The sequence below is a fragment of the Polynucleobacter sp. AP-Reno-20A-A9 genome (assembly GCF_018882085.1).
Taxonomy (GTDB): Bacteria; Pseudomonadota; Gammaproteobacteria; order Burkholderiales; family Burkholderiaceae; genus Polynucleobacter.
This window is the reverse complement of record NZ_JACVPB010000004.1, coordinates 23616-35966: the sequence shown is the minus strand read 5'-3', so window position 1 is coordinate 35966 and position 12351 is coordinate 23616. Positions and strand designations below refer to the sequence as shown.

General features: G+C 46.7%; 11 protein-coding genes. 2 read left to right on the top strand and 9 right to left on the bottom strand.

Features of this window, described 5'->3' with window-relative positions:
• Window positions 1-14: 14 nt before the first annotated feature.
• Window positions 15-1106 carry an alanine racemase gene (alr, locus tag ICN39_RS04895; protein WP_370623694.1) on the bottom strand — a complete coding sequence of 364 codons (1092 nt, stop codon included), beginning with the start codon at window positions 1104-1106 and terminating at the stop codon, window positions 15-17.
• A 74-nt stretch (window positions 1107-1180) separates the two neighbouring features.
• On the opposite strand from alr, the gene lplT reads away from it, so the two are divergent.
• Window positions 1181-2506, top strand: a complete 1326-nt coding sequence (gene lplT, locus ICN39_RS04890) for a lysophospholipid transporter LplT (RefSeq protein ID WP_216232961.1) — start codon at window positions 1181-1183, stop codon at window positions 2504-2506.
• Between the two features lie 13 nt (window positions 2507-2519).
• On the opposite strand, the gene ICN39_RS04885 is transcribed toward lplT, so the two are convergent.
• Genes ICN39_RS04885 through scpA form a run of 8 tightly spaced genes read right to left on the bottom strand, consistent with a single transcriptional unit; the run spans window position 2520 to window position 11599 of the window.
• On the bottom strand, window positions 2520-3044 hold the full coding sequence (locus ICN39_RS04885; protein WP_216232960.1) for a hypothetical protein: 525 nt from the start codon (window positions 3042-3044) through the stop codon (window positions 2520-2522).
• Complete coding sequence (gene rimI / locus ICN39_RS04880; RefSeq protein ID WP_216232959.1) at window positions 3041-3571, bottom strand: ribosomal protein S18-alanine N-acetyltransferase; 531 nt, start codon at window positions 3569-3571, stop codon at window positions 3041-3043. Before rimI ends, ICN39_RS04885 begins: the two co-directional genes overlap by 4 nt.
• A complete protein-coding gene (tsaB, locus tag ICN39_RS04875; RefSeq protein WP_255532300.1) occupies window positions 3571-4275 on the bottom strand; it encodes a tRNA (adenosine(37)-N6)-threonylcarbamoyltransferase complex dimerization subunit type 1 TsaB in 705 nt (234 codons plus the stop codon). Before tsaB ends, rimI begins: the two co-directional genes overlap by 1 nt.
• 32 nt (window positions 4276-4307) lie before the next feature.
• Window positions 4308-4775: a VOC family protein gene (locus ICN39_RS04870; RefSeq protein WP_216232958.1), complete on the bottom strand. Its 468-nt coding sequence runs from the start codon at window positions 4773-4775 to the stop codon at window positions 4308-4310.
• Between the two features lie 14 nt (window positions 4776-4789).
• A complete protein-coding gene (accC, locus tag ICN39_RS04865) occupies window positions 4790-6814 on the bottom strand; it encodes an acetyl-CoA carboxylase biotin carboxylase subunit (RefSeq protein ID WP_216232957.1) in 2025 nt (674 codons plus the stop codon).
• 27 nt (window positions 6815-6841) lie between these two features.
• Window positions 6842-8374 (bottom strand): acyl-CoA carboxylase subunit beta, encoded by a 1533-nt coding sequence (locus ICN39_RS04860; RefSeq protein WP_216232956.1) that lies wholly within the window; start codon window positions 8372-8374, stop codon window positions 6842-6844.
• Window positions 8375-8384: 10 nt separating this feature from the next.
• The gene (meaB, locus tag ICN39_RS04855; RefSeq protein WP_216232955.1) at window positions 8385-9410 is read right to left on the bottom strand and encodes a methylmalonyl Co-A mutase-associated GTPase MeaB; all 1026 of its coding nucleotides are present in this window, start codon (window positions 9408-9410) and stop codon (window positions 8385-8387) included.
• Window positions 9411-9424: 14 nt separating this feature from the next.
• Window positions 9425-11599 carry a methylmalonyl-CoA mutase gene (gene scpA, locus ICN39_RS04850; RefSeq protein WP_216232954.1) on the bottom strand — a complete coding sequence of 725 codons (2175 nt, stop codon included), beginning with the start codon at window positions 11597-11599 and terminating at the stop codon, window positions 9425-9427.
• Window positions 11600-11694: 95 nt separating this feature from the next.
• Between scpA and ICN39_RS04845 the strand changes: the two genes are divergently transcribed.
• The gene (locus tag ICN39_RS04845) at window positions 11695-12333 is read left to right on the top strand and encodes a GntR family transcriptional regulator (protein ID WP_216232953.1); all 639 of its coding nucleotides are present in this window, start codon (window positions 11695-11697) and stop codon (window positions 12331-12333) included.
• Window positions 12334-12351: the final 18 nt, after the last annotated feature.

The window sequence follows — 12351 nt, the reverse complement described above, 5'->3', positions numbered from 1 at the left end:
CGCTAATGACTGGCTTAGTTAATAGCTACAGGAACTCTAGGTGCTACAGCACAAAGTAATTCATAGCCAATCGTGCCACTCATTTGCGCCACCACATCTACTGGAACCTTGTCACCCCAAAGTTGCACAACGCTTCCAATCCCCGCATTTGGCGCATTACTTAAATCAATTGCCAGCATGTCCATAGAGACTCTTCCAACCAGAGGGCAGATGGTCCCATGATCACTATTACCAACCCAAACCGGGGTGCCATCCTTAGCATGGCGTGGATATCCATCAGCGTAGCCACAAGCCACGATACCAATACGCATGGCATCAGGCGCTTCATAACGACCGCCATAACCAATGCGATCACCCCTTTGAAGATCTTGAATGTCAATAATTTCACTATTCAACTGCATGACCGCTCTGAGATTGGCATGCTCAATATCAGCATGCAAACCTGTTGGTGATGCCCCATAGAGCATGATGCCAGGGCGCACCCAATCACCCAAAGCGTTGCGGTGCCACAAAATAGCTGCAGAATTTGCCAGGGATGTTGCGCCCTCTAAACCAGCAATCGTGTCGTTAAATAGTTCTTGCTGCCCCCCAACCGATGGCAACTGATCAACTTGATCAGCATTGGCAAAATGGGTCATGTGATGCATATGAAAACCCGCTGCATGTAAGCGGTGGAAAACCGTTCTATAAACACTAGGCTTAAATCCCAAGCGATTCATGCCGGTATTCATTTTTAGAAAGACACTTAAGGGCTTATGGTTTTTGCCTTTAAATCGCTCAAGCCACTCCACCTGAGCTTCACAGTGAACCACGAGGTCGCACGCCAAATCTTCTGCTCGGCTCAGTTCATTTTCATGAAAGAGGCCCTCCAAAAGGAGGATGCGCCCTTGCCAGCCGTGCTCCCTTAGCCAAGCAGCATCTTGTATATCTAGCAAGGCAAAGCCATCGGTGGAGGCTAGTCCTTTTAATGCAGCCTCAAAACAATGACCATAGGCGCGGGCTTTTATGACAGACCAGATTTTCGATTCTGGCGCCATTTCCCGAACTCGGTTTAAATTATGCTGAAAGGCGGCAGTATCAATAGATGCCAAAATTGGTCTATTAATCAGGCCTTTAGCTGAATCACCCATTTTCACCCCTCCTTTCATGCTTTAATTGCAGTAATGACTAGATTGTACGAATGAACCGTAGCTTTTACATCATTATGGCGGCGCAATTTTTTTCGTCGCTTGCCGATAATGCTCTCCTAATTGCCGCTATTGCGCTCCTGGCCCAGCTTCAAGCTCCGGCCTGGATGACGCCGCTGCTCAAATTGTTCTTTGTATTGTCCTACGTTCTTCTGGCAGCCTTTGTTGGAGCCTTTGCAGACTCCCGCCCCAAAGGCAATGTGATGTTCATCACGAACACCATCAAGTTTGTTGGATGCGTTGCTATGTTGTTCGGTAGTCACCCTTTAATGGCCTATGCCATCGTTGGTTTGGGTGCCGCCGCTTACTCACCAGCCAAGTATGGAATTCTGACTGAACTACTGCCCCCTGAAAAATTAGTCGCTGCCAATGGTTGGATCGAAGGTTTAACGGTGGGCTCAATCATTATGGGCACCGTTTTGGGTGGCGTACTGATTAGCAGCACTGTTTCCCAAAGTCTCCTGGCTCTGGATATGCCTACATTTGATACGGGTATTGATACGCCAGCTGAGTCGGCAATTCTGATCATCATGATGATTTATGTCGTTGCCGCACTCATTAACTTAAAGATTCCCGATACCGGCGCACGATACGTTTCTCAGAAAACCAATCCGATTGAATTGGTCAAAGACTTTGCCATTTGCTTTAAGACGCTGTGGAATGATCGCCTAGGTCAAATCTCCTTAGCGGTAACAACTTTATTTTGGGGTGCTGGAGCGACTTTGCAATTCATCGTCATCAAGTGGGCGCAAGTGGCCTTGCATATGAATCTGTCACAAGGCGCTATTCTGCAAGCCATTTCAGCCGTAGGTGTTGCTGGCGGCGCTGTTTATGCCGCTTGGCGTATTCCGCTTCGGAAATCCTTAAATGTATTGCCCTATGGCATTGCTATGGGTCTGGTTGTCTGCGTTATGGCAGTCTATAACTCTGACCTGCTTCCCATTACAAGCATTTTTACAGTAGGCAAGTTTCAAATATCTCTGAACCTATTGCCTGCTTACTTATTGCTGATTTTAGTGGGCTGGTTAGCAGGTTACTTTGTGGTGCCGATGAACGCCCTACTACAACATCGTGGTCACGTTCTGATGTCTGCAGGCCATTCTATTGCCGTGCAGAATTTTAACGAGAACATTTCTGTTTTGATGATGCTGCTAATTTACTCTCTGCTGATCTGGTTGGATATACCAGTTCAATTTGTGATTATCGGATTTGGTTTGATGGTAAGTCTGATTATGTGGCTAGTTATTAAACGACACGCCAGAAACCAAGCAGAGTACGACTCCATGCATCTCATCGGTGAACACAAGCAATCAGATTAATTGCTCCGTAGCATCAACCGTTTTGTAGTACAGATCTCGCTAGCAAGATATCCTGCCAGAGCAAGGCTTTATCACTAGGTTTTGCAAGCACTTGATTGAGTTCAAATGAAGCAATCACCGGAATCTCTTCTTCACCGCCAGTATTTAAAGCTAAAACCGTTTCACGCAACTGAGGCAATGGATCTCTTTCGCCAGTAATTTTTTGTGCCGTAGGTCCGCCAAAGGCAATAGCAACAACGGGCATTTCAGGGGCGCTTAATTGACTCAGGCTCTGCCCTGGACTTTTCCAAGCCCATTCGCTCTTAGCCAACCCCAAAACACGAATCATATTTTGGAACAAAATTTGAGCATCGCCCTGTGGCTCATTTCCAAAAAACCACCACATTCCACTGCTTGCCCTTGGGGATGACTGCGCCCCATCGGGAGAGTGTTGGATATTGGCTTGCTGGGATACTTCGGCTGCTGATTGCACGGCATCACGAGAAGTCCATTCGGCAATACCCATCTCTTTTAAGAAGGCTGAATGTGTATTGGTCATGGCTCTAGCTTAATCGATTTGGCCATAACGAGTGCATCCTCACGAGATCCTGTCTCTGGATTGGCTGGATAGTAGTTCTTACGCACACCGATTTGCTCGTAACCCAATTTTTTATAGAGCGTTATCGCAGCCATGTTGGTTGGTCTTACCTCCAAAATAATACGGGGCATTTTTTGTTGGGCTGCCACACCCTCAATCGCAGCCATCATTCTTTGGCCTAGACCAAGCTTACGCAAATGGGGTGATACCGTGATGTTAAGTAGGTGCAACTCGTCTACCGCAGGAAATAGAATGCAGTAAGCCCAAAGCACTGCTGGATCCAAATACGAACCCTTTACCATTTGATCTACCTGAGGCCGAATGCAATAAGCCCAATGTCCAGCCGCTAAAGAATCTGAGAAATTACCTTTTGTCCAAGGATGTATATGCGAGACAGACTCAATCTTGAGAACCGCATCTAAGTCTGCAGTTTGCATTGGCATAAAGGAGAGCTCTGCAAGACCTCCTGCCGGGGAAATATCAGACATTACTTCATTCCCTTTTTACGCTCTGCGGTAGTAAAGGCTACTTTATTGCGAACATACATTGGCTCAAGCAGTCGCACATCGCCCTGCGAACCTTCTTTGAGCGATTGTTTAGCACACTCTAAAACACCCAATGCAGAGATTGAGATCTCAGCATCCTTTGGGCCGTTAAATATCGGGAAACGACTGCTGTAAGCGTTTAAAGCGCTACCAGCTAAGAGCTGCACACCATCAAAGTTAAGATCTTCAGGCTTTGTAAGGTGAATATCGCTCATGCGTTTTGGCAATTGATTAGCACGAGACTCATAATTTGCCCAATACACTTCCTCCATGCGCGCATCAATGGCGATCATGAAACACTGGGGCTGAGTCTTTTTATAAATGTCAGTACCTATGAATTGCGCAGCTATTGCATCTAAGCTGCATACAGGTATCACTGGAAGATCGCTCGAAATAGCTAGGCCTTGAACCGCCGCCACACCCAATCGAACACCTGTGAATGCTCCGGGCCCAATACCAACTGCAATAGCATCAAGATCTTTTAAGGATAGCCTGGCATTAGCCAGTAGTAACTCAACCCAAGGCAATAGGAGTTGGCTAGCACCCGCTGATAAAGCTTCATGCCTGAACCCTGATGCTTTATCACCTAAAGATAAAGCCACCGAACACCATGCTGAAGAGGTGTCGATGGCCAATATATTTGCCAATTTGAATCCTATTTACTAATTACAAAACCAAATTATGAACCCAATCCTGCAATTACTTCAGGCGGCGCTTGAACCAGCTCAATGAGTACCCCTTCACCGCTAATTGGGAACTCGTCATTTCCCTTGGGGTGGACAAAGGTGATGTCATAGCCTGCAGCACCCTTACGGATGCCGCCTGGAGCAAAGCGCAGGCCATTAGCAGAGAGCCACTCGACCGCTTTAGGGAGGTCATCCACCCACAAACCAATATGGTTTAAAGGTGTCTGATGTACGGCTGGTTTTTTTTCGATATCAAATGGCTGCATGAGATCGACTTCAATCTCATGGGGACCAGAACCAATCGCACAAATATCCTCATCAACGTTTTCACGTTCAGAAACAAAAGTGCTTTTGTATTCAAACCCCAGCATATCAACCCACAACTTCTTGAGTCGGTCTTTACTCTCACCGCCAATGGCGATTTGCTGAATACCTAAAATCTTGAATGGCTTAGCGCTCATAGTCATTTACCCGCTTATTCAAAGCGAATGATTAATTGATCTACCGCCAGGCTATCACCTTCTTTGGCGCAGATTTCAGCAACCACGCCATCCTGCATAGCGGATAACGTGTTTTCCATCTTCATTGCCTCAATCGAAGCCAGTTTCTGACCGGCAGTAACTGCTTCACCAACCTTGACAGCGATCTTCGTTAAAAGGCCCGGCATTGGAGACATGACTAATTTAGAGGTGTCTGGTGGGAGCTTAACAGGCATACGTCGTTGTAATTCTGCACCTAAGGGGCTCAGAACCATACATTCGTAATGGGCGCCATCGAGAATCAATGCGTACCTCACGCCACGGCGCTCGACTTGCGCAGTAATCTTATGGGTTCCGTTAATGGTTGCGTGCAGACAAATTTGTCCAGGACGCCAATCGCTCACAATGTCATAACGACTTACACCATCGGCTTCTTCGATGTAGACAGAATAGATGCCATCTTTCAACTCAACGCGAATAGGTACTTCATACGGATCATTCATGGAGCCGGTTTTTTTACCTGTCACCACTACAAATTTCTTCGCAATAATCATTTCATGGCCAGCCAATTGACCATCAATCATCTTGATATGCTCAAGATAGCGATAGCGCATAAACGCAGCTAATGCTGCTAAACGCTTAGGATCGGTAGGCTGGACAGAATCCTTTTTGAAGCCTTCTGGGTATTCTTCAGCAATAAAGCCGGTTGTGAAGTCACCATTTACAAAGCGAGGATGCTGAAGTAATGCCGCCTGAAATGGAATGTTTGAATGAATGCCGCGAATCACAAAATCGTTCAATGCTGCACGCATCTTTTCAATGGCTTCAGTACGATCCTTGCCGTGCACGATCAATTTAGCAATCATTGAGTCGTAGTACATCGGAATTTCACCACCCTCATACACGCCAGTATCAACACGCACTCCGTTAATAGACTCTGGTGGACGGTATTTAACAAGACGGCCGGTTGAAGGGAGAAAATTACGGAACGGGTCATCAGCATTGATGCGGCATTCCATAGACCAACCATCCAGCTTCACATCTTCTTGCTTGAATGCCAACCTCTCACCTGCGGCAACCCGAATCATCTGCTCTACCAAGTCAAGACCAGTAATGCTCTCGGTGACTGGATGCTCAACTTGCAAGCGAGTATTCATTTCTAGGAAGTAGAAAGATTTGTCTTTGCCAACAACAAACTCCACTGTGCCAGCGGATTGGTAATTCACGGCCTTAGCCAAGGCAACCGCTTGTTCGCCCATCGCTTTACGAGTTGCTGGATCGATAAATGGTGATGGCGCTTCTTCAATTACCTTTTGATGGCGACGCTGAATGGAGCAATCACGTTCATTGAGGTAAACCACATTGCCATATGAATCACCTAGAACCTGAATCTCAATATGGCGCGGGCCTTCAACAAACTTCTCAATAAAGATACGGTCGTCACCAAAGCTGTTCATTGCTTCAGTCTTGCAAGCTGCAAAGCCTTCGGCAGCCTCTTTGTCATTAAATGCAACACGCAAACCTTTGCCACCACCACCTGCGGAGGCTTTAATCATGACTGGGTAGCCAATACCTTGGGCTATCTTGACCGCTTCTTCGGTGGTATCAATCGCCTCGTTATAGCCAGGAATAGTATTTACCTTAGCCTCTAACGCGAGCTTCTTGGAGGCTATCTTGTCACCCATGGCGGCGATGGATTGATGCTTAGGGCCAATAAAGACAATGCCCTCTTCCTCGCAACGTTTAGCAAACTGCTCGTTCTCAGACAAGAAGCCATACCCAGGATGAACCGCTTCGGCTCCTGTGTCTTTACAGGCCTGAATAATGCGATCCATCACCAAATAGGATTCGCGTGAAGGTGCTGGCCCAATACAAACAGCTTCATCGGCCAGTTGAACATGACGCGCTTCTTTATCAGCTTCAGAGTAAACAGCTACTGTCTTGATGCCCATCTTTTTAGCAGTCATCATCACACGGCACGCAATCTCACCGCGATTAGCAATCAAAATTTTCTTAAACATTTTCGTAGTCATAATTTATCAGCGCCTTTACAGAGGAATATTGCCGTGTTTACGCGCAGGATTCTTCAAGTCTTTGTCTTTAAGCATTGCAAGTGAACGAGCAATACGTTTACGAGTTTCGTGCGGGAGAATGACGTCATCGATATAGCCGCGACGGCCTGCCACGAAGGGGTTAGCAAACTTTGATTTGTACTCGGCTTCGCGTGCAGTGATTTTTTCTGGGTCAGATTTCTCTTCGCGGAAAATAATTTCGACAGCACCTTTAGGACCCATCACAGCAATTTCCGCTGAAGGCCAGGCAAAATTGACGTCACCACGTAAATGCTTAGAAGCCATCACGTCATAGGCGCCGCCGTAGGCTTTGCGAGTAATTAATGTCACCTTAGGCACGGTGCAATCAGCATACGCATAGAGCAATTTCGCACCATGCTTAATAATGCCGCCGTATTCTTGAGCGGTACCAGGCATAAAGCCAGGAACGTCCACTAAAGTCACCACTGGAATATTAAAAGCATCGCAGAAGCGCACGAAACGTGCAGCTTTAATTGACGCCTTAATATCCAAGCAGCCAGCAAGAATCAGTGGTTGATTGGCTACGATACCAATAGAACGTCCTTCGATACGAGCAAAGCCAATCACAATATTTTTTGCGTAGTCAGGCTGTAACTCAAAGAATTCACCATCGTCCACGATCTTCTCAATCAACTCTTTCATATCGTAGGGTTGATTTGGATTGGATGGCACTAATGTGTCTAATGAAAAATCAGGCTCTTCGGTACGGTTCGCACCCTTGATTAAAGGTGGTTTCTCGCGGTTCGAGAGCGGTAAGTAGTTAAAGAAACGACGCAGCATCATGATTGCTTCAACATCGTTATCAAAAGCCAAATCGCAAACACCGGATACTGTTGAATGCGTTACCGCTCCACCCAATTCTTCGGCCGTTACATCCTCATGAGTAACAGTCTTCACTACTTCTGGCCCTGTCACAAACATGTAAGAGCTATCTTTGACCATAAAAATAAAGTCAGTCAAGGCTGGTGAATACACTGCACCACCAGCTGAAGGTCCCATAATCAAGGAAATTTGAGGGATCACGCCAGATGCAGTTACATTGCGCTGGAAGATTTCTGCATAGCCGCCAAGTGAGGCAACGCCTTCTTGAATACGCGCACCGCCAGAGTCATTCAAACCGATTACAGGGGCGCCAACCTTAAGCGCTTGATCCATGATCTTACAAATCTTTTCTGCATGGGCTTCTGATAATGAACCACCTAAAACGGTGAAGTCCTGTGAGAACACAAATACAAGACGACCATTAATCATTCCATAGCCAGTGACAACGCCATCGCCAGGAACGGTTTGATCAGCCATGCCAAAATCATGACAACGGTGCTCAACGAACATATCCCATTCTTCGAATGTGCCGGCATCAAGCAAAAGCTCAATGCGCTCACGAGCAGTTAATTTGCCCTTCGCATGCTGAGCTTGAATACGCTTTTGCCCGCCACCCAATCGAGCAAGCTCACGCTTAGCTTCCAGTTGTTGAATGATTTCCTTCATTTCCTGCTCCTTAGAAAAATTCATGCCCCATAGCTTCGAGTAGTCGTCTTGCGGCTACCGATGCCGCCATGGTTCCTTGGTTTACTTGCGCACTCAAACTTGGTAGAAGTTCCTGCACTGCCACATTGCTACGAAATGCATTTTTTAGTCCTGCATCGATGCGATCCCACATCCATGCACCCGATTGTTCTTTGCGGCGAGAATCAAATTTCCCGTTGGCTTTTTGCAGGGATTCAAACCGAGACACCTTATCCCAAAGCTCCGGAACGCCCTTGCCTTCTAGCGCACTCAAGTTCATAACTTGCGGATGCCAAAACTCTTTGTCATGGGATGCGTGATCCGGATTTCCTTGAAAGCCGAGTAGTCGTAAGGAGCTGGTAATAAATAACTGAGCGCGCATTGCAGCATCAGGGTCAATATCAACTTTATTGATCACAATGAGATCGGCAATTTCCATCACGCCTTTTTTAATTGCCTGCAGATCATCGCCAGCATTTGGTAGTTGCATTAAGAGGAACATATCCGTCATACCGGCAACCGCAATCTCACTCTGCCCTACACCGACAGTCTCCACAATGATCACATCAAAGCCTGCAGCCTCAGCAACCAACATGGCTTCACGCGTCTTCTCCGCAACGCCACCCAGCGTACAAGACGATGGACTTGGGCGAATAAAAGCATGCTCCAGAACAGATAAACGCTCCATGCGGGTCTTATCGCCCAAAATGGAGCCGCCAGAGATGCTTGACGAGGGATCGATCGCGAGTACGGCAACTCGATGTCCTTTTTCAATAAGGTAAAGACCTAAAGATTCAATTAAGGTTGATTTACCAACACCCGGGACACCAGAGATACCTAGGCGAAAGGATTTACCTGTCTTAGGCAATAAAGAATTGAGCACGTCATCAGCGCGATGACGATGGTCTAGGCGAGTTGACTCAAGCAGCGTAATGATCTTCGCCAATGCGCGTCGCTGTTTAAGCGATGGCGCACCAGTGAGATCATTCACTAGAACCTGATCAGCAGCTTCAAGCATGCCTATGATCCGTATTAAGCTGGTTTAACAGATTTGCGGATTTGCTCAAGCACATCCTTAGCCGAGGCTGGGATGGGTGTGCCTGGACCGTAAATACCTTTTACACCTGCCTCGTAGAGGAACTCGTAGTCCTGCCTTGGAATCACTCCGCCAACGAAGACGATGATGTCGTCTGAGCCCTGCTTCTTCAACTCTGCAATGATGGCTGGCACCAATGTTTTATGGCCAGCCGCTAAGGTAGAGACGCCCAATGCATGGACGTCATTCTCAATTGCTTGACGAGCACATTCTTCCGGAGTTTGGAACAGGGGTCCAATATCAACGTCAAAACCTAAATCAGCGTAAGCCGTTGCAACAACTTTCGCACCGCGGTCATGGCCGTCTTGCCCAAGCTTAGCAATCATCACGCGAGGACGACGACCAAAGTCTTTTGCAAAGTCTGCAATTTCTGTTTGAAGTTTTGCCCAGCCTTCTGCTGAGTCATAAGCGGCTGCATACACACCGGTCACCTTTTGAGTATCGGCGCGGTGGCGCCCGTAAACTTTTTCTAATGCATCAGAAACCTCACCTACTGTGGCACGCAATCGGATTGCATTTACCGACAACTCCAATAAGTTTCCAGAGTTATCTTCAGCAGCTTTGGTTAATGCTTTTAATGCAGCATCTACTTTTTTAGAGTCGCGTTTAGCCCTAATTTCCTTAAGGCGCGCAACCTGGCCGTCACGAACCTTGTCGTTATCGATCATCAGTACATCAACGAGATCTTCTTTGCCAAGCTTGTATTTATTGACGCCAACAATCACATCAGAGCCAGAGTCAATCTTGGCCTGCTTCTCAGCAGCAGCAGCTTCAATTTTGAGTTTGGCCCATCCACTTTCAACGGCTTTGGTCATACCACCCATAGCCTCTACTTCTTGGATGATTTCCCAAGCTTTGTCTGCCATCTCTTGGGTGAGGTTCTCCATCATGTAAGAACCCGCCCATGGATCGATCACACTTGGAATATGTGTCTCCTCTTGCAGAATCAACTGGGTGTTACGCGCAATACGGCTGGAGAACTCGGAAGGCAAGGCAATCGCCTCATCTAAAGAGTTGGTATGCAGCGACTGTGTGCCGCCAAATACTGCCGCCATGGCCTCTACCGTAGTTCTCACTACATTGTTATAGGGGTCCTGCTCAGTTAAAGACCAGCCCGATGTTTGGCAATGCGTACGTAACATCAATGACTTTGGATTTTTTGGTTCGAAAGATTTCATAATGCGCCACCACAACAAACGTGCGGCACGCAACTTGGCAACTTCAAGATAGAAATTCATGCCAATAGCAAAGAAGAAAGAGAGTCGGCCAGCAAAGCCATCAACATCAAGACCTTTAGCAAGTGCTGTTTTTACATACTCTTTGCCATCAGCCAGGGTGAATGCCAACTCCAATACTTGATTGGCTCCAGCCTCTTGCATGTGATAACCCGAAATAGAAATCGAGTTGAACTTCGGCATATGCTTGGCGGTGTACTCAATAATGTCACCAATGATGCGAATCGAAGGTTCTGGTGGGTAAATGTAGGTGTTGCGAACCATGAACTCTTTCAGAATGTCATTCTGAATCGTTCCTGATAACTGCTCCTGTTTTACGCCTTGTTCTTCACCGGCCACAATGTAACCAGCTAATACTGGCAATACAGCGCCATTCATCGTCATCGAGACGGATACCTTATCCAATGGAATGCCATCGAACAAGATCTTCATATCTTCAACAGAGTCAATGGCAACACCAGCTTTACCAACGTCGCCTGTAACACGCGGATGATCCGAGTCATATCCACGATGAGTAGCTAAGTCAAAAGCAACTGACACACCTTGACCACCTGCATCTAAGGCTTTGCGATAGAAGGCATTGGATTCTTCAGCAGTTGAAAAACCAGCGTACTGACGAATGGTCCAAGGACGAACTGAGTACATCGTCGCTTGTGGACCACGAACAAATGGCTCAAACCCAGGCAATGTATCGGTGTAATTAAGGCCTTCAACATCCGATGATGTGTATAAGGCTTTTAAATGAATGCCATCCGGGGTTTTCCAACCCAAGGAATCAACGTCACCATTCGGTGCAGATTTTTGCGCTGACTTTTTCCAGGCTTCTAAGTTGGTATCTGGAAATGATGGCCATGAATTGTTTTCTTTAGAACTCACAAAAACTCCCGTTTATTTTTGCTGCATTGCATCGAAATATCTTTACATTCTGCTTGACTATTGATTATTTGTCTAGCTATCATGTATTCATAATTATGAATACAAAACTGAATAATAGACCCCTATATGAAGACGTAGCCGATCGGCTGCGGGAGCAGATTTTTAGTAAGCAACTAGCTCCTGGAAGTTGGTTAGATGAGCAATCTCTTGCTGAACAATTCGGTATCAGTCGCACGCCAATGCGTGAGGCAATCAAGGTCCTAGCCTCTGAAGGCCTCATCACCATCAAAATGCGTCGCGGGGCGTATGTGACGGAAGTTACGAGAAAGGACTTGGAGCAGATCTTTACCATCCTCTCCCTTTTAGAGGGTCAGGCAGCCAAAGAAACTGCGACAAAAGCAACTGAAGCAGAGCTAAACATGCTGGACCACTTGCATCACCGCTTAGAGAAAGCTGCTGCTGATCGTGATATTGAGCAGTTTTTTGAGATAAATGGCAAATTTCATGAGCTAATACAGGAAATTGCAGGCAATAAATGGATGAATGGCGTCATTGCCGACCTGCGTAAAGTTCTCAAGCTCCACCGCAGAGACTCCTTAACGAGCACCGGTAGACTACAAAACTCACTGGTTGAGCACCGAGAAATCCTTCAAGCACTTCTCAAACGCGATGAACAAACTGCTGAAGCTGTTATGCGCAAACATCTCGCCCGAGGGCTTGAGGCGTTAAGATAAAACCTATATAAAAATAAA